Source organism: Paracoccus aerodenitrificans (assembly GCF_027913215.1).
Classification (GTDB): Bacteria; Pseudomonadota; Alphaproteobacteria; order Rhodobacterales; family Rhodobacteraceae; genus Paracoccus; species Paracoccus aerodenitrificans.
In genome coordinates, this window is sequence record NZ_CP115784.1 from 3,160,955 (window position 1) to 3,182,655 (window position 21,701).

General features: G+C 58.6%; 20 protein-coding genes. 5 read left to right on the top strand and 15 right to left on the bottom strand.

The annotated features are described in order from the left end of the window. The first annotated feature begins 15 nt into the window (after positions 1-15). On the top strand, positions 16-1,089 hold the full coding sequence (gene flhB / locus PAE61_RS16775) for a flagellar type III secretion system protein FlhB (protein WP_271113480.1): 1,074 nt from the start codon (positions 16-18) through the stop codon (positions 1,087-1,089). Beyond that, positions 1,083-1,442, top strand: coding sequence for a hypothetical protein (locus PAE61_RS16780; protein WP_271113481.1), 360 nt, complete (start codon positions 1,083-1,085; stop codon positions 1,440-1,442). The genes flhB and PAE61_RS16780 overlap by 7 nt, the downstream gene beginning before the upstream one ends. Before the next feature lie 28 nt (positions 1,443-1,470). On the opposite strand, the gene PAE61_RS16785 is transcribed toward PAE61_RS16780, so the two are convergent. The 9 genes from PAE61_RS16785 to cysQ all read right to left on the bottom strand — a co-directional run bounded on the left by PAE61_RS16785 (position 1,471) and on the right by cysQ (position 11,619). Continuing rightward, positions 1,471-2,874 carry a hypothetical protein gene (locus tag PAE61_RS16785; RefSeq protein WP_271113482.1) on the bottom strand — a complete coding sequence of 468 codons (1,404 nt, stop codon included), beginning with the start codon at positions 2,872-2,874 and terminating at the stop codon, positions 1,471-1,473. Then, on the bottom strand, positions 2,867-4,549 hold the full coding sequence (locus PAE61_RS16790) for a DUF5927 domain-containing protein (protein ID WP_271113483.1): 1,683 nt from the start codon (positions 4,547-4,549) through the stop codon (positions 2,867-2,869). The genes PAE61_RS16785 and PAE61_RS16790 overlap by 8 nt, the downstream gene beginning before the upstream one ends. After that, on the bottom strand, positions 4,546-5,394 hold the full coding sequence (locus tag PAE61_RS16795; RefSeq protein WP_491899767.1) for a glycosyltransferase family 2 protein: 849 nt from the start codon (positions 5,392-5,394) through the stop codon (positions 4,546-4,548). The genes PAE61_RS16790 and PAE61_RS16795 overlap by 4 nt, the downstream gene beginning before the upstream one ends. Before the next feature lie 201 nt (positions 5,395-5,595). After that, positions 5,596-6,828, bottom strand: a complete 1,233-nt coding sequence (locus PAE61_RS16800; RefSeq protein WP_271113485.1) for a glycosyltransferase family 4 protein — start codon at positions 6,826-6,828, stop codon at positions 5,596-5,598. After that, the gene (gene galE / locus PAE61_RS16805; protein ID WP_271113486.1) at positions 6,818-7,819 is read right to left on the bottom strand and encodes a UDP-glucose 4-epimerase GalE; all 1,002 of its coding nucleotides are present in this window, start codon (positions 7,817-7,819) and stop codon (positions 6,818-6,820) included. Before galE ends, PAE61_RS16800 begins: the two co-directional genes overlap by 11 nt. Further along, positions 7,819-8,712 carry a UTP--glucose-1-phosphate uridylyltransferase gene (locus PAE61_RS16810; RefSeq protein ID WP_271113487.1) on the bottom strand — a complete coding sequence of 298 codons (894 nt, stop codon included), beginning with the start codon at positions 8,710-8,712 and terminating at the stop codon, positions 7,819-7,821. Before PAE61_RS16810 ends, galE begins: the two co-directional genes overlap by 1 nt. 44 nt (positions 8,713-8,756) lie before the next feature. Continuing rightward, positions 8,757-10,019, bottom strand: coding sequence for a glycosyltransferase family 2 protein (locus PAE61_RS16815; protein ID WP_271113488.1), 1,263 nt, complete (start codon positions 10,017-10,019; stop codon positions 8,757-8,759). Continuing rightward, positions 10,016-10,816 carry a 3-deoxy-manno-octulosonate cytidylyltransferase gene (kdsB, locus tag PAE61_RS16820; RefSeq protein ID WP_271113489.1) on the bottom strand — a complete coding sequence of 267 codons (801 nt, stop codon included), beginning with the start codon at positions 10,814-10,816 and terminating at the stop codon, positions 10,016-10,018. Before kdsB ends, PAE61_RS16815 begins: the two co-directional genes overlap by 4 nt. Further along, positions 10,816-11,619 (bottom strand): 3'(2'),5'-bisphosphate nucleotidase CysQ, encoded by an 804-nt coding sequence (cysQ, locus tag PAE61_RS16825; RefSeq protein WP_271113490.1) that lies wholly within the window; start codon positions 11,617-11,619, stop codon positions 10,816-10,818. Before cysQ ends, kdsB begins: the two co-directional genes overlap by 1 nt. A gap of 116 nt (positions 11,620-11,735) precedes the next feature. On the opposite strand from cysQ, the gene PAE61_RS16830 reads away from it, so the two are divergent. The 3 genes from PAE61_RS16830 to dnaJ all read left to right on the top strand — a co-directional run bounded on the left by PAE61_RS16830 (position 11,736) and on the right by dnaJ (position 15,901). Further along, positions 11,736-12,557, top strand: coding sequence for an ABC transporter permease (locus PAE61_RS16830; protein WP_271113491.1), 822 nt, complete (start codon positions 11,736-11,738; stop codon positions 12,555-12,557). A gap of 190 nt (positions 12,558-12,747) precedes the next feature. Further along, the gene (dnaK, locus tag PAE61_RS16835; protein ID WP_271113492.1) at positions 12,748-14,658 is read left to right on the top strand and encodes a molecular chaperone DnaK; all 1,911 of its coding nucleotides are present in this window, start codon (positions 12,748-12,750) and stop codon (positions 14,656-14,658) included. A 70-nt stretch (positions 14,659-14,728) separates the two neighbouring features. Then, positions 14,729-15,901 (top strand): molecular chaperone DnaJ, encoded by a 1,173-nt coding sequence (dnaJ, locus tag PAE61_RS16840; protein WP_271113493.1) that lies wholly within the window; start codon positions 14,729-14,731, stop codon positions 15,899-15,901. On the opposite strand, the gene PAE61_RS16845 is transcribed toward dnaJ, so the two are convergent. From PAE61_RS16845 to arfB, 6 genes are all read right to left on the bottom strand, one after another. After that, complete coding sequence (locus PAE61_RS16845; protein WP_271113494.1) at positions 15,898-17,070, bottom strand: acetate/propionate family kinase; 1,173 nt, start codon at positions 17,068-17,070, stop codon at positions 15,898-15,900. The two genes, dnaJ and PAE61_RS16845, sit on opposite strands and share 4 nt — an antisense overlap. After that, complete coding sequence (locus PAE61_RS16850; protein WP_271113495.1) at positions 17,067-18,452, bottom strand: bifunctional enoyl-CoA hydratase/phosphate acetyltransferase; 1,386 nt, start codon at positions 18,450-18,452, stop codon at positions 17,067-17,069. The genes PAE61_RS16845 and PAE61_RS16850 overlap by 4 nt, the downstream gene beginning before the upstream one ends. A gap of 175 nt (positions 18,453-18,627) precedes the next feature. After that, the gene (locus PAE61_RS16855) at positions 18,628-19,245 is read right to left on the bottom strand and encodes a L,D-transpeptidase family protein (RefSeq protein ID WP_353620366.1); all 618 of its coding nucleotides are present in this window, start codon (positions 19,243-19,245) and stop codon (positions 18,628-18,630) included. A gap of 4 nt (positions 19,246-19,249) precedes the next feature. After that, complete coding sequence (locus PAE61_RS16860; RefSeq protein ID WP_271113496.1) at positions 19,250-20,674, bottom strand: inorganic phosphate transporter; 1,425 nt, start codon at positions 20,672-20,674, stop codon at positions 19,250-19,252. 46 nt (positions 20,675-20,720) lie between these two features. Beyond that, a complete protein-coding gene (locus tag PAE61_RS16865; protein ID WP_271113497.1) occupies positions 20,721-21,167 on the bottom strand; it encodes an NUDIX hydrolase in 447 nt (148 codons plus the stop codon). Next, complete coding sequence (gene arfB / locus PAE61_RS16870; protein WP_434803086.1) at positions 21,160-21,618, bottom strand: alternative ribosome rescue aminoacyl-tRNA hydrolase ArfB; 459 nt, start codon at positions 21,616-21,618, stop codon at positions 21,160-21,162. The genes PAE61_RS16865 and arfB overlap by 8 nt, the downstream gene beginning before the upstream one ends. Positions 21,619-21,701 lie beyond the last annotated feature (83 nt).

A 21,701-nucleotide genomic window follows, 5' to 3' on the forward strand; every position in this document is an offset into this window, starting at 1 on the left:
TGCGGGCGGTCACGCATGAGCGAAGAAGACAGTGAAAAGCAGTTCGATGCGACGGAACAGAAGCTGCGCAAGGCCCGAGAAAAGGGCGATTTTCCGCGCTCGACCGAGGTTAACGCTGCGCTTGCTTATCTGGGTTCTGTCGCTGCGGGGGCCGTGGCGATGAACTGGGCTGTGCCAATTTGGACCAATTCAGCCGCGTTGCTATGGCATGAGATTGGCACATCGCGACATGATTCTGCTGACCTTGCTGAATGGGATGCGGCGACCGTTACCTGGCGGCTGGCTTCGCTTATTGTGCTGGGGCTGGCCACGATTCCGGCGACAGTGATCCTGATGGGGCTGATCGTTCAGCGGGGGCTCGTCTTTGTTCCCAGCAAGCTCGCCTTGGATATCTCGCGCATCAACCCGGTCAAGAATGCAAAACAGAAGTTCGGCAGGACAGGGTTGGTCAATTTTGCGATCTCGGCCGGAAAGGCGTCCGCGGTGGGCATTGGCGGATGGCTGCTGTTTCGCGATATGCTGCCGGTTCTGACCGTTGCCTATGACGATACCGCATGGGTCGCGGCTTTGCGCGTGGTGCTCTGGCGTGCCTTCCTGCTGGCAGTATCAATCTCGGTCGTTTTTGCGCTGTTTGATCTGTTCTGGAAACACCACGATTTCCATCGCCGCAATCGCATGTCTCTGAAAGAACTCAAGGATGAGATGAAAGAGAGCGAGGGCGATCCTTATATGAAGGCCGCGCGGCGTCAGAAATCTGTCGATATCGTGATGAGCTCTATGCTTGCCGATGTCGAAACAGCGGATGTGGTGATTGTGAACCCGACCCATTATGCGGTGGCTTTGCAGTGGAAACGCGGCAGCGGCAGGGCTCCGGTCTGTGTCGCCAAGGGGGTTGACGACATTGCGCTGCGTATCCGTGAACGCGCGAATGATCATAAGGTGCCGATCTGGCCCGATCCGCCATCGGCCCGGGCAATCCATGCCTCGGTGCGGCTCGGGGATGAGATCATGCGTGATCACTTTGCGGCCGTTGCAGCGGCGATCCGGTTTGCCGAAGCCATGCGTGAAAAGGCGCGGCAGGGATGGTAGAGAACGCCATCATGCTGACCCGGCTTGCGCGTCTGGCGGAACTGAAGGCAGATCCCCAGCTTCGCCGTCTTGCGGCCTATCGCAAGCAGGTCGCAGCAATGAATGCACGCAGGGATCTGTTTAAAGCAAAACTGAACGCTGCTTTTTCGCAGGGTTCTTCATGTTCGCTGGCTGAACTGCGTCTGTTCAGTCTTGAAGCGGGTTATGCTGCGGCGGCACTGGCGCAGGTCGAATCCGAACTGGCGGATATCCGACCGGGTCTGGAGCAGGCGCGAAAGGAAGCGGCGATCGCGTTTGGGCGGGTTCAGGCGCTTGATCAGTTGGCTCACAAGGCGAACACTGAAGAACCATAGCCGCTCACGACAGGATCGCGGGATATTTTCACCTGTCGGTCGGTATTTCGCCAGAGAACCCGAATTGAACATAATCTTTCTGATAGGCTGATCGCGCGGCGCTTTGCAGGGCAGGGTCGTTCAGGAAATCGGGTATGTTTTCGTTACTGACAAGCGGCGGCACCGGGTCGATATTCGCCGAGCGGGCGAGCCAGTCAAGATCATCCGCCAGATCGGTTTCCCGCAGCACCACATCCGGCGAACGAAACTTCGCAAACCCGGCCAGAACCTCGCTTTGGGAAGCCCAGATCGGCAGGACGGGAAGGCTGGTCTGTCCCTGTAGATTCCTCCGCAGGAAGGCAATGAATTCGGGGAATATCTGGATCTGATTTTCCTCTGTCAGCGGCGCATCCGAGCTGTTCACAGGGATCTCCAGCCTGTGAATGTCGCGCAGGTTCTGCCGCAGGGCGGGTTCCGAGTTCTCCAGAAGATGGGTGAACGCGGCCCATGCGCGAAACAGCGGGTGACGCAGCACGGTGAAGCTGCGATGACCCGGATGCTCGCGAAGCCAGCGTCGCAGCCGGTTCTGGTTGAAGTCGCTTTGCGTGTCGCCTGCCGATTTCATCCAGTTGATTATTGCCGCAGTGGGGCCTCCGCGGACCGGCATATAGATCAGGCCATGCCCTGCTTCGGTGGCAATAAAGCTGGGGACGGCGGGGCCGCGCTGCGGTTCGAAGCTGGGTATCCGGGAAAGCCGGAACGGATCCAGCGATGCGAGATCATGCTGCATCTCGGCGAAATTCGTGACCTTCTGGGACATGTCGCGTGGGTTCTGAGGGACCTGATCCGAGGCGGCTTCGACCTTTTCCAGATCCTTGCGTCCCAGCCAGTGAAGCAGCCCGGTCAGCACCTCGCTGTCGCGCAGATCATCGTAATGCAGCAGGAACGGTGTCTGACCGGATGCCTGCAGCGCATGGAGGACCCGGCTTTGAAAGCCCTGGGTCGCGGCCAGCATTTGCCGGAACGCTTCGCTGTCGTACTCTATGGCGGCCGCGATGGGTCGCTCGGTTTCGTTCAGCTTCCACTGATTGGTTTTCCGCGCAAGCTCGGTCGAGACATAGCTGTCCAGCGGATTGCGGCTGAGGATGATCTTGGCGCAGCGATGGTTTTGCAGGATTGCGTCAAGGACACGCGGATCGTGATCGTGGAAATAGCGAAATCCGGACAGATGACTTTCTCGCTCGGTGATGGAGTTCAGCAGGCGGTGAGGGTCGGCTTCGCGCTCATCCATCGTCACACCGCGGATCTGATCGGTATTCGGCCAGCCGAGCATATAGGGGTTGAACGCCTCTCCGAAGCAGGTGACATGCTTGATCGCGTTCAGGGACGCCTCAAGCAGGTTCGAGCCGGTGCGCATCCCGGCGAAAATTACGAAGCTGTTAAAATCAGACATTCCATTCCCGTTGAGATCGTGTGGCAGGGAATTCTCCCATCAGGCGCGGCTGTAGCCCGGCATTGCGGAGGCGCTGCAGGAAGCGGCCGATCTCTTCGATATCGCGCTGCACGGGCGGCTGATCATAAAGCGGCCAGCTTCCCGGCGTTATATCGCGCACGACGCGTTGCAGGATCGCTGCCGGGCGGGCGGCAAAGTCGGAAAGCTCCCAGATCTGGACATCCGCTTTTACCCAGACAGAGCGTAGGATCTCAAGCTGTTCAAGCTCAATGCGCTGAAGCCGAGCCGCCGCGCGTCTGACATCGTCGAATGGCATATCGGAATGCATAAGAGGGACGACCCATGCGCCGGTGATGATCCGTATCGTTGCATTCGGGTCGGTGACCATGAACCAGTTGAGATCCTGAAGATCGCGCGGACTCATCTGGAAGATCTGCATCCTATCCGAGATCCTGATCAGGCTTGTCAGGAACCCCACCGGATCGTAATCTCTGCTGGCGGGGTGGCTGGGCAGCGCTCCAGGGCCGCATTCAGGACGACCGGCGAACTCTACCATGTCGGGCGCGAGAATATGTCCATGGACATCGCCCTCAACGCGCGGCTTGAGCCAACTCTCGAAATCGGGATAAAGATCGCTGAAACCCTGCAGAACCGCGTAAGGTGCAGAGGTCTTGCCGTTTTCGCGGTCTTTTCGCGGATAGCGGCTTTGCATGTACAGTCCGGGACGTCCCAATTTGCGCCGAGCCACGGCGGCGGCGATCATGCGTTCCATGCTGACCGGGTTAGGTTCGTCTGCAGAGTTCTCCGGTCCGGCATCTTCCGGAAATCGGGCAAACAGCTCATGCGCACCGGACCAGATCTTGCGCGCAACGAAGCAGCGTGAGAGAGCCAGCATGTCTGCATGATCGCTGTAGAGAATATAGGGTTTTCCCTGATCATCGAAATTCGACAATGTAAGTGATCGGCTTTCGATCCGGGTCGAATGCAGGCGCACCAGAGATTGGAAATAGGCTTCATCCGGAATCCAGACCCAGTAGAAAAAGCGGTCATATATCTTGCGGTGCGGATCGTTCAGAATAGCGCTGAGTGTTTTGCGCGTCAGGCACCACCATTGCGAGCCTAAATGCGGGACGACCCCTTGTGGCAATCTGCGTCTGATGCGCAGCCAACGTTGCAGATTAACCGTAAGATCGAATAAGCGCCGACGTTTACGCCAGGAGAACGGGAAGAAGCGGCGGAAACGTTCGCTGTTGAGTCCCCCGACCGTCCAACCGACATCCTCGGCGCTGACACTTTCGATGAAATCCACATTAGCGTGTCGTGTAAGATAATCTGTCAGTTCTCTGACGGGCCTCAGGGGAAGGCAGCTTCCGGATGCCACGATGACATGTGTTACATCCAGAAACCGTTCAAGCAGGACTTCGGCCGAATTCTGCGTCGCCCTGACCATTGAGAACATGCCCCAATGGCACTCACCCCTGGGCACCCATTGGAGGTCCTTTAGATCGGACAAAACATGTTTCATAACCTCGTATTGATCATCCGGTGTTCGGCGGTCGACGTGAATCGCAACGGCGGCGCCGCCGTCATGCCAGATACGGACCATCTTGGCTGCGACATGCAAATCGTCATGGCACAGGAATATTACCCCAAGTCTCGCGGCTGGCGGCATCATACCCAGTTTCCCAGTGACATCAGCCCAAGTTCTTCCAACTGACGCCAATCCTCGAAACTGCGCGATTCCGGCGTCAGCAAGACCATGTCGGAGTGCAACTCCTGATTATAGGCGCGATACTCGACACTATTGGCATAGTGCTCTCCGCGCTGCATCTCCTCGCTGGATTTCTCGATCAGGGTCGACAGGAACTTGGCATGCAATAAAACGCCCGAGATCCTCTCACCACCGTTTTCGTCGTAAACGAGGTTTAGGGCCCGCGGCAGCGCCATATGCGTCGACGAAATATAGACATAGTGACGTTCCCATCGGATCAGCGGGATCTTATTCAGCGCAGGAGCTTCTTTCGGCGATGACGCAAAGAAGCTGCGTGCACGGGGGCCTCCCTGAATCCACAGATTGCCGTAGCGGCCATTCTTGTGGATCATATAATTTGCGGGATCGAAATAATGCGCGATTTCCATCGGATTCTGACCAGCGACATAGGGCTGATCTCCGATTCTGCCCCTCGGATAGAGGTCCAGAAGCATGGCAGGAAATGATCGGATGCCTGATGCGCTCATCCAGTGAGTCAGCGCTTGCAAGGGCCTTGTATCACAGTTCGGGAAAACAAGAAACTCATCGGGATCGACAGTCAGGCACCAGTGCCCCGTGCCATAGCGAAACAGCAGCCAGTTAATCCAGTCCATGCCGAATCTGGAAGATTTATAGCTCGTGGTGGTGCGCCACAGCGACACGTCGGGCTGACTTTGAAGAAACTCTGCGCTTCCATCATCCGAGTTGTTGTCAACGATCAGGAAGTGACCGATCCCCATGCGTCGGTAATAATCAAGGAAATAGGGCAAGCGGACATATTCGTTCCTCAGGGTGACAAAACACAGGAGAGCATTATGGCCTATCGTTCTGACACGCAGTTTAACGGGCACAACTTGCTTATGACGTCTTATGGCGCGCCCCAGATACCATTGCCGGATTGCGCGAAGGCGAAGCGCGTTCAAGCTGGATCCGAGTCGAAGTTTCACTTGTTGCCACCGAAGCGTTGATGATCAGTCCTGCGTCGCGTTCAGCGCACCCTCAACGATCTTAAAATGTCTTGTCCACGCAGGAATCTCAAGAGGGGGCGATTTTGCGGTGTTTTCGCCTATAAGTTGTATAATTTTGTCCGTCCAGCCGTTTACATCGTCCGAAGACAGGTAAATCGGGTAATTTCCAAGCAGTTCCTGTGCCACCGGCAGTGGTGCACAGATCACAGGCGTGCCGCGCCCAGCTGCTTCGGTCAGGGGAAGCCCGAACCCCTCGGCGCGTGAGGGCATCAGCAAGGCCCGGCAGCGCATCACAAGGGTCGCGACAGCGCTGTCCGGCAGGTCGGTCATTTCGATGATAGCGGCATCGCGGGGCAAAGCGTCGAGCCGAGCGAACACGTCGTGATTTTCCCAGCCTCGGCGACCGATGATCAGCAGGCGCGGTATCTGATCATGCTTAAGCCGCTTTGCAAGCTGCTCCCAGACATCCAGCAGAAGAGCGTGATTTTTCCGCGGCTCTATGGTGCCGAGCGTGACGAAAAACGGGTGCGACAGATCCAAATCGACCGGGATGGTTGAAGGATCGGGATCGGTCAGATCCGTACCGATAGGAGCAACAATGATCGGGGCAGAGCGGGTAATTGCAAGACGCCTCCGCCAGATTTCGATATTCCCGGCGGTTGCCTCTGAGATCGCGATGACAAGATCCGCCATATTCAGCGCCGTCATGAAGCGATCCCTGAATTTCGCGGGCTGACCTGTTCGGCAGAATTCAGGATGATCCAGCGGGATCGTATCGTGGATCATGATCGCACGTTTCAGTCCGGCCAGATTGTGCAGAAGCTTCGGCAGCAGGTTGCTGTGCCCGACATTCAGATAGAACTCAGCTGCGGGCAGGTGCCGGGCAATATGGCTACGGATGCCGCGACCATTTACGGGCAGGACCGCATGGGCCATGCGACGCAGCTTTTCCTGCGCGCGCCGTGCGATGCCCCGCCGCTTTGCCAGAGTTTCCCGCCAGCCGGAGCTTTGAGCGAAATCCGACAGGTCGCCGTCGCTCCACTGCAGAATCTTGGCGGCAGCTTCCGCTGGCAACAGCGCCTGCCCGCGCGGAATACGGCACAGCAGCAGACAGGGCCGGTCCGCGAGATGGCGAAGCCAGGCCGCTTCGACCCGGTCGATACCGGTCAGAGGTCCGGTCCCGATCCGTGAAACCAGCCGGGACACGTCCAGAATGGCAGCCGGTTCAGCGGCCATACCCACCATTCTGATGCCACCGCCACGCGTCGAGGATCATTTGCGGCATTGTCGAGCGCTCCGGCGTCCAGCCCAGTTCTTCCCGTGCTTTCCTGCTGCCCGAGACAAGCTTGACCGCATCGCCTGCACGGCGCGGCCCATCCTCCATTGGGACCGACAGGTTCGTGACCGAGCCAGCCGCTGCAACGACTTCGCGCACGGAGAACCCGTCACCTGTGCCAAGGCAGAACACATCGACGCCGCCAGTCGTGGGGCCGTTACCGTTACGAAGCCAGTTCAGCCCCTGAACATGCGCGTCGACCAGATCCATGACATGAACATAGTCGCGAATACAGGTGCCGTCCTCGGTCGGGTAGTCGATCCCGTGAATGGTCAGCGCCAGGCGCTTGCCGTCGATCGCGTCGAGGATCAGCGGAACCAGATGCGTTTCCGGCTGATGGAACTCTCCGACCTCGCTGTCGGGATCGGCTCCTGCCACGTTGAAATAGCGGAAAATGACGCTGTTCAGCCCGTCCGAGGCACCGAAATCCTTCAGCATATCCTCAATCGCGCGTTTCGACGCGCCATAGGCATTCAGTGGAAGCTGGGTCGTCCGCTCATCCAGAACCACCCCATCATGATCCCCGTAGGTCGCGCAGGTCGAGCTGAACACGAAATCCTTGACGCCTGCCGCAATCGTCGCCTCGATCAGGTTCAGAGACGCGCAGACATTGCCGCGCCAGTATTTCCCCGGCTGCGACATTGCCTCGCCCACCTGACTGAGCGCCGCGAAATGCATGACAGCGACCGGCTGATAAGTCGCGAAGACCTCATCAAGCCGGGTACGATCCATCAGATCGCCCTGCTCGAAAGGGCCGAATTTCACGGCTTCGCGCCAGCCGGTGATCAGGCTGTCATAGGTTACGGGCGTATACCCGGCATTTCTGAGTGCCTTGCAGGCGTGAGAGCCGATATAACCGGCTCCGCCTGTCACCAGTACATTCCCGGACATTACTCAGCCGCTCGTTGCAGCGACATGATTTCGGTCAGATAGGACAGGAATTCGTCGCGCAGATCGTCGCGCTCAAGCCCGAATGCAACCGTCGCCTGAAGGAATCCGGCCTTCGATCCGCAATCATAGCGCTGACCGCGAAAGCGCAGCCCGTACACATCGCGGCCTTCCGTGATTTCATCCGCGATGGCATCGGTCAACTGGATCTCGCCGCCTGCGCCTTCACGCAGCTTGTTGAGGTTATTCAAAACGGTCGGAGCAAGAATATAACGGCCAATCACCGCGAGATTCGACGGCGGATTTTCCTTCGGTTTCTCAACCAGCCCCTTGGCCTTCACAATCGCGCCCATATCTTCGGCGACGTCGAGAACGCCATAGGCTTTGGTCTTCTCGATCGGGACTTCCATTGTCGCAACCATCGACCCGCCGGTTTCGGCATGAGCCTCGATCATCTGTTGCAGGCAGGGCGGCTCACCCATGATCACGTCATCGGTCAGGATAACGGCGACAGGTTCGTCATTGGAGACCAGCCGACGGGCACACCATACCGCGTGGCCAAGTCCCATCGCCTTGTGCTGGCGAACATAGGCGATCGCACCCGAATCCATATTGGTGGAGCGAAGCGTTTCCAGAAGCTCGACCTTGTTCGTGCGTTTCAGGTTGGCTTCAAGTTCATGAGCATGGTCGAAATAATCCTCCAGCGCACCTTTTCCCCGCGAGGTCACGAAGACGAATTCTTCAATCCCTGCCGCGCGTGCTTCATCAATTGCGTATTGAATAAGTGGCCTGTCCACCAGAGTCATGATTTCTTTTGGGATCGACTTGGTTGCGGGCAGGAAACGTGTTCCGAGACCAGCGACAGGAAAAATGGCTTTGGTTACTTTCTGACTCATTGGGTATTCCCTCGTAGTTTCATACCGCACATATATCGTCCCATTTACAGTCTGCTCGTTTGACCGGACGAGTACGAGGCGCGAACGTCTGTGCGGACATAACGGTTCCGCCGCTGTTTGGCTATTTCTCGTTCGCGCTTCAACCGTACATCCTTCCTCCAGATCCGTGCGGGAGGGTCCTCAGATCGCGACGCCCCCCATACGCCGCCGATCTGTTCGAACCATCCGCCTTCCGTAAGACGTAGATAGTGAGGAAGAAAACTCGGAGTAAGGAGAAGCAACGTGACTATTTTGCCTGCCCTGACAGCAACCTCCGCTCTATGGCGTAAATCAGCCGCATGCCAGTGCCAGCCGGCGAGAAACTGCCAATCACGTTTGGGTGTGGCTGCTTGAAGAAAGTCGGATGGATGATCATGGCGTGGGTCCGGCGTTGGGGGTAGCGGCTCTTTCTCTCCGCTTGTCATCCCACACCGAAGGCTGTCGAGCAGCGGCTCGATCCTCAACGGTTCAACCTGACCGTCCAGCATCCGTCTGATCAATTTGCGACGTTTTGACGCAATCAGTTCCGGGCCGGGAGCCAGGCCAGCGTGGCGCCGGGTGAAAATGGCAGCAGAACGGCCTTGCACGCTCAGATCCAGAGGCGCTTGCGATTTGCGACGTGCCTCGCCATCGGCTCGTGCATGGATAACCTGAGCCTGCGGGACAATAGCGGTCAGCCCTGCGGGAAAGGCAGTCGCCATACGCATATTGACGTCCGACTCATCCAGATGGAATGAGAAAGCCGGATCAAAGCCGCCGATCTCGCGCAAAGACGTTGCCCGGAAGGCGCAGTTTGTTCCAACGGTACTGACCGCCTCATCCGGTTGCGGCTTCAGCAGAACCGTCTGATCTGTATTCGGGATTTCGCGGATGAGTCCTGTCCGCGTGATGCAATGCCCGCGGACCTGCCAGGAAAACCCGTCTCGGTCGCGTGTCCAGCCGGTAGAGGCAATCACCCGGTCATCAAGGAATGGCTGGGTCAGGTGGCTGAGCCAGCCCGGCTCGGCAACTGCATCGTCGTCGATGAAGGCAATGATATCGCCGGCAGCTTCCGCGATACCCATATTACGGGCCTCGGAGACATTGGGCTGATCACAGATCAGGCGCTTTACGGGAAGATCGGGACGCTGCTGATGACCTGCTTCATCCGAGACAAGGATGATTTCGAAATCCGGATGATCCTGTAAAGCAAGCGAGGTCAGACATAAATGCAGATGCTCAGGCCGACCGCGGGAAATCACGATGACGCTGCTGCGCGGGAATGTCACGGCTGGCCCATCTCTGCCAGCATTGCTTCGATGCGCGGGATGTCTTCGGGATTATTCAGTTCCCAGAACTGGCGGCCGCGGGCTTCGACCTCGACACATAGAACGCGCCGCCCGTTTTCAAGAAAGCGCAGCTGTTCGAGTCCTTCCAGCCGTTCCAGCCGCCCTTCCGGCCATTGCGGATATGCGGCAAGAACATCCGGGCGATAGGCGTAGACGCCGACGTGATGAAAGACCGGCGTCGGCTCATCAGGGGCGAAGTCGCGTCCTGCAAAGGGAATGACCTCTTTCGAGAAATATAGCCCCTGCATCTGCGCCCCGAAAACCGCCGTGGTTCCTCCGACTCGACCGGCGGCGCGGTCAGCCAGAAGATCCGCCCGCATCTGGCCAGAGGCGCGAAGCACCGGCGTCGCGAGATCGGCCTGTGGATCGGCACGCAGCCCTGAAACCAGTTCTTCGATGAACCATGACGGGGTCAGTGGCGCATCGCCTTGCAGGTTCACCACGATTTCAGGCGAAATCCCCAGTTTTTCGACAGCATCCGCGCATCGTTCTGTCCCGTTGCGGCATTCTTCCGAGGTCATCACCACATCGGCCCCGAATTCGCTGGCGGCGCGTCGGATCCGCTCATCATCCGTTGCTACTACGACCCGGTCGATTCCCGAGACCTCTGATGCGGCCTTCCAGCTACGCTGAATCAGCGAGGCGGCCTGTCCGGTCACACCGCGCAGAACAGCCAGAGGTTTGCCGGGATAGCGCGACGACGCATAACGTGCCGGGATGATGATGACCACGGACATCAGGCGTCGTCTTTGACCAGCAATACGCCCGGCGCATAGGCGATGAAGAACGGATTTTCAAAACCGGGCTTGCCATACTCCAGATGGGTATGGTCATCGAAGCGCACGACCTCTCCACCTGCGCCGCGCAGGACGGCGTCACCGGCGGCGGTATCCCATTCCATCGTGCGCCCGAGGCGGGGATAGAGATCGGCCTCACCCGTTGCGACAAGGCAGAATTTCAGCGACGAACCGGCCGAGGTCATGTCGCGCAGCTTGTAACGTGCGATATATTCGTCAGTGGCCGCGTCGCGGTGAGATTTTGACGCAACGACCATCAGGCCGCGATTATCGGGTGTGGGGTTGACGCCAATCGGCTTGGTCTCACCTGGGTTATCGGTGAATGGCCCGGTTTCCTCGACTGAGCGGCCATCGGAGGTGGTGTAGAACAGCCGCTGTTTTGCGGGGGCATAGACCACTCCGCGTACTGGAACACCGTCTTCGACATAGGCGATATTGACCGTGAAATCACCGCGGCGCTGAACGAATTCCTTGGTCCCGTCCAGCGGATCGACGATCAGGAAAGTGCTGGCGATCTGGCTATGCGTCGAGGCCTGTTCTTCCGTCACGAGCGCGATATCGGGGAACTCGTCGCGCAACCCGGCGGCGATCAGGGCATCGGCGGCCTCATCGGCTTCCGTAACGGGCGAGTTGTCCGATTTCGAACGGACCTCGAAATCATCCGAATTATAAATGTCCATGATCCTGTCGCCTGCCTGCAAGGCGAGGCGTCGCATGACCGTGGTGAGCTTGTCGAAGTCCATGTGATTACCTGTATCCCGATTCACTACGTACTGCCTGCCGGATTGTGCAGGCGCTTTCGGCTCTTTATGATGCGAGCCATGTGTCAGGGCAAGCCGTTCGGGCAGAGAGGGTGAAGATGTTCCAGCAGCGCCATACTAGGAACGTCTTTCAGGCGACCTTCACAACCATTGCGCTGATCTATCACATGACCGTCTATAAATTGCGCATGTCAGAACGGAATGCGGTTGTCGGTCTGGTGATGGTGATCTCGAAGGCAATGATTATGGTTGCTGTGTTTCTCCTTATTTTCTCCACGCTGGGCATTCGCAGCTCTCCAATTCGAGGGAGTTTCTTCGTTTATATCATGAGCGGTATATTCATGTTCATGACCCATAATGCTGCTTTGGGGGCGGTGTTGGGCGCGGAGGGCTCAGTGTCTGCGCTGATGAAACACGTACCGCTGAATACGGCAATTACCATCTCGGCGTCGGCGCTTAGTGTATTGTACCAGCAGTTTCTGGCGTGTGCAGTTCTTCTGTTGATGACCAATACTTTTATCGAGCCGGTCGAAATTGATCGAATTTATCCCTGTCTCGCCATGTTCCTTATGGCATGGTTTTCCGGCTGCTGTATCGGGATGGTTTTTCGAGCGGTCCAACCTTGGTGGCCAAAGGGCGTCCTGATGATCAGCCAATTATATACGCGGGCAAATATGATCAGCTCGGGTAAGATGTTTGTGGCGAATACAATGCCCACAATGGTACTGAATATGTTCGACTGGAATCCGCTTTTCCACATCATCGACCAGACCCGTGGTTTCGCCTTCATCAACTATACGCCGCATAATTCCAGTGTGACCTATCCGATCTACTGCTCTCTTGCGCTTGCCATGATAGGATTGATGGGTGAGTTCTTTACCCGCAGCCGGGTTTCGCTCAGCTGGGGGGCCGGGCGATAGGCGCATTTTTTCTTTTTCGTGACAATCCTGCGCCTGCATGGGTACGGCGGTGCTTGCAGGCTGAAAATCCCCTTCCTATATAGCCTTCGAAGCCGGCCAGCGTGCCGGTAGATCAAGCAATGGGATAAGGCCTTCGGGGGCCGCATACGGACCCGCGGGCCGTCAAAATCGCCAGAAGAGAGGTTTGAACATGTCAAAAGTCATCGGGATTGACCTGGGCACCACCAATAGCTGTATCGCGATCATGGACGGCAGCCAGCCGAAAGTGGTCGAGAACAGGGAAGGTGCGCGCACCACGCCATCCATTGTTGCATTCACTGAAAGTGAGCGGCTGGTCGGTCAGCCTGCGAAGCGTCAGGCCGTTACCAACCCCACCAACACCATTTTCGCCGTAAAGCGTCTGATCGGTCGCCGTATCGGCGACGCAGCCGTCGAGAAGGACAGGAAGCTCGTTCCTTACGATATCGTGGATGGCGGTAATGGCGATGCCTGGGTTGAAGCCCGGGGTGAGAAATATTCGCCCGCTCAGATCAGCGCGATGATCCTTGGCAAGATGAAGGAAACCGCCGAATCCTATCTCGGGGAAGAGGTCAGTCAGGCCGTGATCACGGTTCCGGCCTATTTCAACGACGCGCAACGTCAGGCGACCAAGGATGCCGGCAAAATCGCCGGGCTTGAGGTTCTGCGCATCATCAACGAGCCGACCGCCGCCGCACTGGCCTATGGTCTGGACAAAAAAGACAGCAAGACGATCGCGGTCTATGACCTTGGCGGAGGTACCTTCGATATCACCATTCTGGAAATCGACGACGGCCTGTTCGAGGTGAAATCGACCAACGGGGACACCTTCCTCGGCGGCGAAGATTTCGACATGCGGATCGTGAACTATCTGGCGGATGAGTTCAAAAAGGAACACGGCGTCGATCTGACCAAGGACAAGATGGCCCTTCAGCGCCTGAAAGAGGCTGCGGAAAAGGCCAAGATCGAATTGTCCTCGTCGAGCCAGACCGAAATCAACCAGCCGTTTATCTCGATGGACAAGGATACCGGCACGCCGCTGCACATGGTGGTCAAGCTGACCCGCGCCAAGCTGGACAGTCTGGTCGGCGATCTGGTCAAGAAGACCATGAAGCCTTGTCAGGATGCTCTGAAGGATGCGGGTATTTCGAAATCCGAGATTGACGAGGTGATTCTCGTCGGCGGTCAGACCCGGATGCCGCTGGTGATCGAAGAGGTCACGAAGTTCTTCGGCAAGGAACCCCATAAGGGCGTGAACCCCGATGAGGTCGTGGCCCTGGGTGCTGCCATTCAGGGCGGCGTTCTGCAAGGCGACGTGAAGGACGTTGTTCTGCTGGACGTGACGCCGCTGTCGCTTGGGATCGAAACTCTGGGCGGTGTGTTCACCCGCCTGATCGACCGCAACACGACCATTCCGACGAAGAAATCCCAGGTCTTCTCGACTGCCGAGGATAATCAGGGTGCGGTGACGATCCGTGTCTTCCAGGGTGAGCGTGAAATGGCGGCCGATAACAAGCTGCTTGGCCAGTTCAACCTTGAGGATATTCCGCCCGCGCCGCGTGGCATGCCACAGATCGAGGTTACCTTCGATATCGACGCGAACGGCATCGTGAACGTGTCCGCCAAGGACAAGGGCACCGGCAAAGAACAGAAGATCACCATTCAGGCCTCAGGCGGTCTGTCCGATGAGGATATCGAACGGATGGTGAAGGATGCCGAAGATAATGCCGAAGCCGATAAGGGCCGCCGCGAGCTGGTCGAGGTCCGGAATCAGGCCGAAAGCCTGATCCACTCGACGAAGAAATCGCTTGAGGAGCATGGCGACAAGGTGGACGGCTCGACCGTCGAGGCGATCGAGCTGGCGGTCAACGCCTTGGAAGAGGCGCTGAAAACCGAAGATGCCGGCAAGATCAAGGGCGGTATCCAGAACGTCATGGATGCGTCCATGAAACTGGGTGAAGCGATCTATAAAGCGCAGGGCGATGAGGCTGAGGCTCAGGCCGATCCCGACGCGCCGCGCGATGTGGATGACGACATTGTCGATGCCGATTTCGAAGATCTCGACAATGACAAGCGCAAGTAAGCGCGACTGACTGGCGGGGCCGGTTGGGGCGTTATGCCCTGACCGGCCCTTGCGAAAGAGGCACTACGCAATGGCGAAACGCTGCTATTATGAAACGCTCGGCCTGTCCAAAGGCGCAGAGGGCGAGGAAATCAAGAAGGCTTATCGCCGCAAGGCGAAAGAGCTTCATCCCGACCGAAACGGCTCTGACCCGGATTCCGAGGCGAAGTTCAAGGAAGTCAACGAGGCTTATGACTGTCTGAAGGATCCGCAGAAGAAAGCGGCCTATGACCGTTTCGGTCACGGTGCTTTCGACGGAAGCGGCGGGTTCGGTGGTTTCAGCCGTGGCGGCGCGGGGCCTCAGGGCGATTTCGGGACTGCGTTTGCCGATGTGTTCGAAGATCTTTTCGGCGATTTCATGGGCGGTCGCGGCGGTGCCGGAGGCGGTCGTGCACGGGCCACGCGTGGGCAGGATCTTCGCTATAATCTCAGCGTCTCGCTGGAAGAGGCTTATGAGGGTGCGCAGAAAACCATCAATGTGCCCGGCTCTGTCACCTGTCAGGAATGCAACGGTACGGGCGCGGAAGGCGCGGTCGAACCCGTGACCTGTCCGACCTGTTCAGGCATGGGCAAGGTTCGCGCCAGCCAGGGCTTCTTTACGGTCGAGCGCACTTGCCCAAGCTGTAACGGTGTGGGCCAGATGGTCAAGAATCCGTGCAACTCCTGTCACGGTGAGGGCCGGGTGGAAACCAAACGCGCCCTTCAAGTCACTATCCCGGCGGGCGTGGAAACCGGCACCCGTATCCGGCTGGCCGGTGAGGGTGAGGCCGGGCTGCGCGGCGGTTCTGCCGGTGATCTTTATATCTTTGTCACGGTGATGGAGCATGAGATCTTCATCCGCGACGGTCGGATGCTGGCCTGTCAGGTCCCTGTCGGCATGACCACCGCAGCGCTTGGCGGTGAGGTTGAGGTGCCGATCATCGACGGTGGCCGCAGCCGGGTCAGGGTGCCTGCCGGCAGCCAGTCGGGCCGGCAGATGCGCCTGCGCGGGAAGGGTATGCCGCCTTTGCGTCATGGCTCGGGCGCTCATGGCGAGCCCGGCGATATGCTGATCGAGCTGGTTGTGGAAACTCCGGTGAACCTGACGGCGCGCCAGAAAGAGCTTCTGCGCGAATTCGATGAGATCAAGGCCGATAACTCGCCTCAGTCGCAAAGCTTCTTCAACAAGGTGCGCAGCTTCTGGGACGGGATGACCGGGACCTAAGCTGCCAGTTTTCGCACGGCACGCAGGATCACCAGATCTTCGCGTGTCGCCATGACCCGCACCGCAATCCGCGATTCTGGGGCCGAGATCACCGCGGCCCCTTTCTGGTTTGCCGCATCGTCAAGGGTCACGCCCATCCATGCCAGCCCCCGGCATGTCTCGGCGCGGATGCTTGCGGAATGCTCACCAATTCCGGCGGTGAAGACAATGCCGTCCAGACCTTCCATCGCGGCAGCCATCTCGGCGATGCCGCGCTGTAAACGCTGAATGAAATATGACACCGCCTCGGCAGCTTCGGGCAGGTCGCTGTTTTCCAGCGTCCGCATGTCGTTCGACAGGCCGGACAGACCCAGCAGGCCGGATTTGCGATACAGCATGTTGGACAGGTCCGCAGGGGCCATGCCCTGATCCAGTAGATAAAGCAACACGCCGGGATCTATCTGCCCGCTGCGCGTCCCCATCGCCAGACCGTCCAGAGCCGAAAATCCCATTGTCGTCGCGACGGATTTCCCGTTTCGCAGCGCACATAAGGAAGCGCCATTCCCCAGATGCGCAACGACGACCCGGCCTGATGAAAGCTGCGGATCGGTTTGGCGTAACGCTCCGGAAATATAGTCATAGCTTATCCCGTGAAATCCGTAGCGGCGGATTCCGTCATCGTAATATTCTCTGGGAATCGCATAAATCTCATTCAGGCGCGGCATTGATCGGTGAAACGAGGTGTCGAAGCACGCCACCTGCTGCGCATCAGGAAACGCCGCCTGCGCCGCCCTGATCCCGGAAAGGCAGTGAGGTTGGTGAAGCGGGGCAAGCGGTTCCAGTTCTGTCAGCCTGCCCAGAACCTCGTCATCAATCAAAGTAGGTGCCGTAAAATCCGGGCCGCCATGCACGACCCTGTGGCCCACCGCGCCGATCTGTATATCGGGAAAATTATCCCTCAGACCGGAAAGCGCCGCGTTCAGTGCTTGCTGGTGATCCTCAAGACTTCCCGGAGCATTGACAGGCAGCGCTGTTCCGCTGGCATCCGCAAGAGTGATCTCTGCGTGATCCGGTCCGGGGCCGATCCGGTCGACCTGACCGCTGGCTTCAGGCGTTTCATCCGCGTCCACATAGACTGCGAATTTCAGCGAGGAAGACCCCGCATTCAGGATCAGTGCGGCATGTGTCATGCCCGGCTCTTCTGTTTATGGAAATGGTGCAGCGCCGCGACCGCGCAAGAGGCAAGCCGTGATTTCGAATCGTCCGAGCGCGAATTCAGGATCACCGGCACTTTTGCGCCCAGAACCAGCCCGGCAGCCTCGGCATGGCTGATATAGGCGAGCTGCTTCGCCAGCATGTTTCCGGCGTCGATTCCCGGCACGACAAGAATATTTGCGTGACCCGCCACGGTGCTTTTCAGCCCTTTCGTTCGTGCCGCGCCCATATCCACGGCATTATCCATCGCCAGCGGGCCATCCACCGCCCCGCCGCGAATCTGTCTGCGCTCCGCCATTTTCGACAAAAGCGCGGCATCGACCGAAGACTGGATATCCGGGTTCACCGTTTCCACCGCAGACAGAACGCCTACGCGTGGCTCAATTCCAAGGGACAGGGCCAGATCGATTGCGTTCTGCGTGATATCCACCTTGGTTTTGAGATCGGGCGAGATGTTGATCGCCGCGTCGGTGACCATCAGAGGTTCCGGCTCTCCGGGGACGTCCATTACGAAAATATGGGTGAAGCGGCGGCCGGTGCGCAGCCCGTATTCCTTGCTGAGCAGCGCACGCAGAAGATCGTCTGTGTGCAGATGGCCTTTCATGACGGCTCCGGCGCGGTCTTCATGGACCAGTTCGCAAGCGCGGCGGGCTGCTGCTGCGTCATCTGCTTCGTCGATGATTTCGAAGGCGGAAATGTCGCGGCCGATCTCTGCTGCGGCCTCGGCGATTTTTCCCGCATTACCGATCAGAATCGGCGTGATGATGCTTTCATCTGCGGCCAGAATTGCGCCGCCAAGCGATTGAGGCTCGGTCGGGCAGACCACTGCGGTGGTCAGTGCGGGCAAGGGCGCGGCCTGAGCGATCACTGCGTCGAAATGACGATGCCGCTGTACGAGAAGGCCGGGAACATTGACGTCGTCGGCGCGGAATTTACGCTTGGGTGCGATGACCTGAGCCTCTCCGCTGACAATGGTTGCATCATCTTCGGTGCGGATAACTTCGGTTTGCAGGGTGATCAGCCCGCCATCTTTCTTATCAGTGACGGTGACCCGCGCGATCAGCTCATCACCTGCATGGGCGCGGTCGTGGAACGAAAGTTGCTGGCTGCGATACAGCGTTCCGGGACCGGGCAGCATCGACCCCAGCACACCCGAGATCAGGCTGGCGACGAACATGCCCGGAGCCATTTCCTCGGGCGAGCCGTCCCCATCCGTATCATAGCCGGGCAGGTGGACTGTGTTATAGTTTCCCGAGGCCGTCGCAAAGACGATCAGATCATCCGGGGTGACCAGCCGCCGCAACTCGGCAGAGGTACCAGTTTCGATTTCATCGAATGTCTTGTTTTCGAGCTTCATGACGGCGCTGCCTTCTGCTTGCCCTGTTGCGACAGATTGATGGTCTGCCCGGAATTCAGGGTCAAGCCGTCTTTGCCCGGACCGTCATGCCGTGTTGCTGCGGTGGCGAAGAGTGCACAGCGCCGCAATCGCAAAGGTCAGGACAGAAGAGCCTCCCCTGTCCCGATCTGCTTTATCAGGGGTTGATGACAACTTGTGTGCCGGTCCGAAGCATCGCGTATATTTCTTCGATCTCGGCATCCTCGACCGCGATGCAGCCAGCGGTCCAGTCGTTTTTATTTTCACGCGCGGCAGCAGCGCCATCGGGGCCGCGACCGTGGAAGAAGATATCCCCACCCGGTTTGCGGCCGACCGACATGGCCCGGGCGGTGTCCTGAGGCCGGGGATAGTTGATCCCGACGGAAAGGTGATACTGGCTACGCGGATTGAACCGGTCGACGAAGAAAATGCCCTCGGGGGTCTTGCCATCGCCTTCGAATTGCTTGGAGCCGACGGGTTCATTCCCCAGATGGATCTTGTATGTTTTCAGGATTGTCTGGTCCGAAAGAAGAAACATCAGACGATCTGATTTATTTACAACGACCTGTGTAACCTGCGGACCATCGTAACTTAAAAATTGGGGTGCTGCACTATAAGTGGCGGGGGCGCTGTCACTGCCACAGGCAACCAACACCATAAGCAGGGCCGTTGCCAGACTGGCCCGGATCGCTCGAATCATCTCTGCCTCGCTACGCTTGTTTTCCGCGTTTATTTCCGTGAAATAACATGCTGAGCAATTTTTCGCCAGCTTCATCTGCTTAGCTGAGAATTGTTAAGAACGTATAAATTAACGCGGCAGCGGCACCGGAGCCGGGTACTGTCACGGCCCAAGCGGCAAAGGTTGTCCAGACATGGCTGCGGCGGACCAGCTTGCGGCGGTAAAGCTCTTCCGCTGGCAGAAGGTCGCGGGATTTGCGGCGGCGGCGATCCTCCCATTCCCGGTAAAACCCGACGCCGAGGATGCCGCCGACGGTACAGTGCGTCGTCGAAACCGGCAGGCCAAGCGCCGAAAATGAAAGCACCGTCGCCGCAGCGGCAAGGGCTGCGCAGAAGGCTCGCGTCGGGTTCAGCCGTGTGATCGAAGTTCCGACCATGCGGACCAGCCTGCGGCCGAAGATCAGAGACCCTGCCGCAACGCTGACCCCGGCGATGGCGACGGTCAGGGAGGGCGACGATCCCGAGTTTGAATATTGCATGATGACAGAAAGCGGGCCGGCGATATTCGCAACATCGTTGGCACCATGCGCGAAGCCTGACAGCAGAGCCGTCGCCACAAGCGGCCCGGTCAGCAGCTTTTTCAGCGACAGCCTGCTTCCTTCCGGACCTGCCGCGATCTGACGCTCAAGCTGCCATCTTGATGCGGCTGCCGACAGGATGCCGAATCCTGCGCAGGCAAGCAGTGAAAAGATACCGGGCTCTGGTCGCCCCGGCAGGGCAAGGAGGAATCCGGCAAACACGGTTCCGGTCAGCCCGATCAGTGCCGGAAGCCAGAACCGCGCCGCTGTCAGCCTGTCCTCGGCGAATTTGACGCGCCGCCGCAGAAAGCTCAGAACGGCAGCCGCGATCATTGCCGAGATTACCGGCGCGATCATCCAGCTTATCGCGATGCTCGCCAGTACCGGCAGATTGATCGCCTCGATTCCCAGGCCGGTCAGGGCGGCCCCGGCGATTGCACCGATCACGCTATGCGTGGTGGAAACCGGTGCACGCGCCCAATTGGCCAGAGTGATCCAGATGGCGGCCCCGATCAGCGCGGCGGCCATGACCCGTCCGGAGGGCGCATCCGGGCCGAATTGCGACGAATCGAAGATGCCCGACGCAATCGTGCGCGTCACCTCCTCGCCCGCAAGCAGCGCCCCGGCAAGCTGCGCTGCAGCGATGGCGGCCAGTCCAAGCCAAAGCGGCATTGCCTTCGCACTTACCGCCGCACCGGCGGAGTTCGCCACGTCGTTGGCTCCGACCGACATCCCGAGATAGACCGCCACGGCGAAGCCTGTGATCAAAGGCGCGGGTGTCGGAATATGGATTCCCGTCGCTGCGGCCAGCAGCAAAAGCAACACGACAAGCCCGAGGCAAAAGCCGAACCGGAGAAGCGGGCGTGTCGCGCTGTGGCCCGCGCCCTCGACATGGCTCAGCCGGTCGAGATCTTTGCCGAGGATGCGATATTCGCGGTGTTTTGCCATGGTATGTCGACGTGAACCCTGACGGCCAGTGGAGCCTGCAAGGCTCTTAACGTTCAAGCTTCAGCAAAAGCTCCTTCAGGCCCGGTTCATCGACGAGTTCGGCTGCCTTCGCCACGGGGAACCACTGCCGTGTGCGTTCCTCGGATTCGGGAAAATCATCCTCAAGCCGCTCGACCTCGATCAGGTGAACCTGAACCTGAATATAGATGCTGAACCCCTGTTCCTGCCATTTATCATAGCCATAACGGCCAACAGAGCGCGGGGAGACCGTGCCCCGGACTCCGGCCTCTTCCCATGCTTCCTGCGCTGCCGCCCCGGCGACGCTGAGGCCTGACATCGGCCAGCCCTTTGGAATGATCCAGCGACCTGTGCCGCGGCTTGTGATCAGAAGAATTTCACGCGTCTGGACATGCCTGCAAATCGCACCGACCTGCAGTACAGGCGGGCGGCGTCCCAGCAGAAGGCTCAGCGTGTTGCGGATCGCCTTACTCATCGCCCGGCTCGACCCTGCCGCGAAGCGATTTGACAGCGCCCCTTTGTGATTTGGCGTTCAGACGGCGACGCTTGCTGGCCAGAGTCGGACGTGTTGGGATCCTGCGTTTCGGTGCAATGGCAGCGCGCTGGATCAGTTCGGCCAAACGCTCGCGTGCGATTTCGCGGTTGCGGGCCTGGCTGCGGGTTTCTTGCGACAAGATGATAACCGCTCCATCCTGCGTCCAGCGGCGACCTGAAAGCCGTTTCAGCCGGCGTTTGACCGGATCGGGCAGGTTCGGGGATCTTTCGGCCTCGAAGCGAAGTTCAACGGCGGTAGAGACCTTGTTGACGTTCTGACCTCCCGGTCCCTGCGCCCGTGTGAAGCTTTCCGTCAGCTCCCACTCCTCAATGACAATGTTCTCGTTAACGTGCAGCACTGGACTATTCGGCTTGGTTGTTTCGTTAAGCATAATCTGCTGCGTCCGTTTTCGGAAGTTCTTGCGTCAGGGGTAACGCATGAACAGGGTTCAGACACTAGACCGGTCACGAAACA

Excerpts from the sequence above, each read along its gene's own strand:
- PAE61_RS16855 (WP_353620366.1), bottom strand. The coding sequence starts at position 19,245 with ATGAAGCTGGCGAAAAATTGCTCAGCATGTTATTTCACGGAAATAAAC.
- arfB (WP_434803086.1), bottom strand. The coding sequence starts at position 21,618 with ATGCTTAACGAAACAACCAAGCCGAATAGTCCAGTGCTGCACGTTAAC.
- PAE61_RS16810 (WP_271113487.1), bottom strand. The coding sequence starts at position 8,712 with ATGAGTCAGAAAGTAACCAAAGCCATTTTTCCTGTCGCTGGTCTCGGA.
- galE (WP_271113486.1), bottom strand. The coding sequence starts at position 7,819 with ATGTCCGGGAATGTACTGGTGACAGGCGGAGCCGGTTATATCGGCTCT.
- PAE61_RS16785 (WP_271113482.1), bottom strand. The coding sequence starts at position 2,874 with ATGTCTGATTTTAACAGCTTCGTAATTTTCGCCGGGATGCGCACCGGC.
- dnaK (WP_271113492.1), top strand. The coding sequence starts at position 12,748 with ATGTCAAAAGTCATCGGGATTGACCTGGGCACCACCAATAGCTGTATC.
- PAE61_RS16845 (WP_271113494.1), bottom strand. The coding sequence starts at position 17,070 with ATGACACATGCCGCACTGATCCTGAATGCGGGGTCTTCCTCGCTGAAA.
- PAE61_RS16830 (WP_271113491.1), top strand. The coding sequence starts at position 11,736 with ATGTTCCAGCAGCGCCATACTAGGAACGTCTTTCAGGCGACCTTCACA.
- PAE61_RS16800 (WP_271113485.1), bottom strand. The coding sequence starts at position 6,828 with ATGGCCGCTGAACCGGCTGCCATTCTGGACGTGTCCCGGCTGGTTTCA.
- PAE61_RS16860 (WP_271113496.1), bottom strand. The coding sequence starts at position 20,674 with ATGGCAAAACACCGCGAATATCGCATCCTCGGCAAAGATCTCGACCGG.
- PAE61_RS16850 (WP_271113495.1), bottom strand. The coding sequence starts at position 18,452 with ATGAAGCTCGAAAACAAGACATTCGATGAAATCGAAACTGGTACCTCT.
- PAE61_RS16865 (WP_271113497.1), bottom strand. The coding sequence starts at position 21,167 with ATGAGTAAGGCGATCCGCAACACGCTGAGCCTTCTGCTGGGACGCCGC.
- kdsB (WP_271113489.1), bottom strand. The coding sequence starts at position 10,816 with ATGTCCGTGGTCATCATCATCCCGGCACGTTATGCGTCGTCGCGCTAT.
- dnaJ (WP_271113493.1), top strand. The coding sequence starts at position 14,729 with ATGGCGAAACGCTGCTATTATGAAACGCTCGGCCTGTCCAAAGGCGCA.
- flhB (WP_271113480.1), top strand. The coding sequence starts at position 16 with ATGAGCGAAGAAGACAGTGAAAAGCAGTTCGATGCGACGGAACAGAAG.
- PAE61_RS16780 (WP_271113481.1), top strand. The coding sequence starts at position 1,083 with ATGGTAGAGAACGCCATCATGCTGACCCGGCTTGCGCGTCTGGCGGAA.
- PAE61_RS16790 (WP_271113483.1), bottom strand. The coding sequence starts at position 4,549 with ATGATGCCGCCAGCCGCGAGACTTGGGGTAATATTCCTGTGCCATGAC.
- cysQ (WP_271113490.1), bottom strand. The coding sequence starts at position 11,619 with ATGGACTTCGACAAGCTCACCACGGTCATGCGACGCCTCGCCTTGCAG.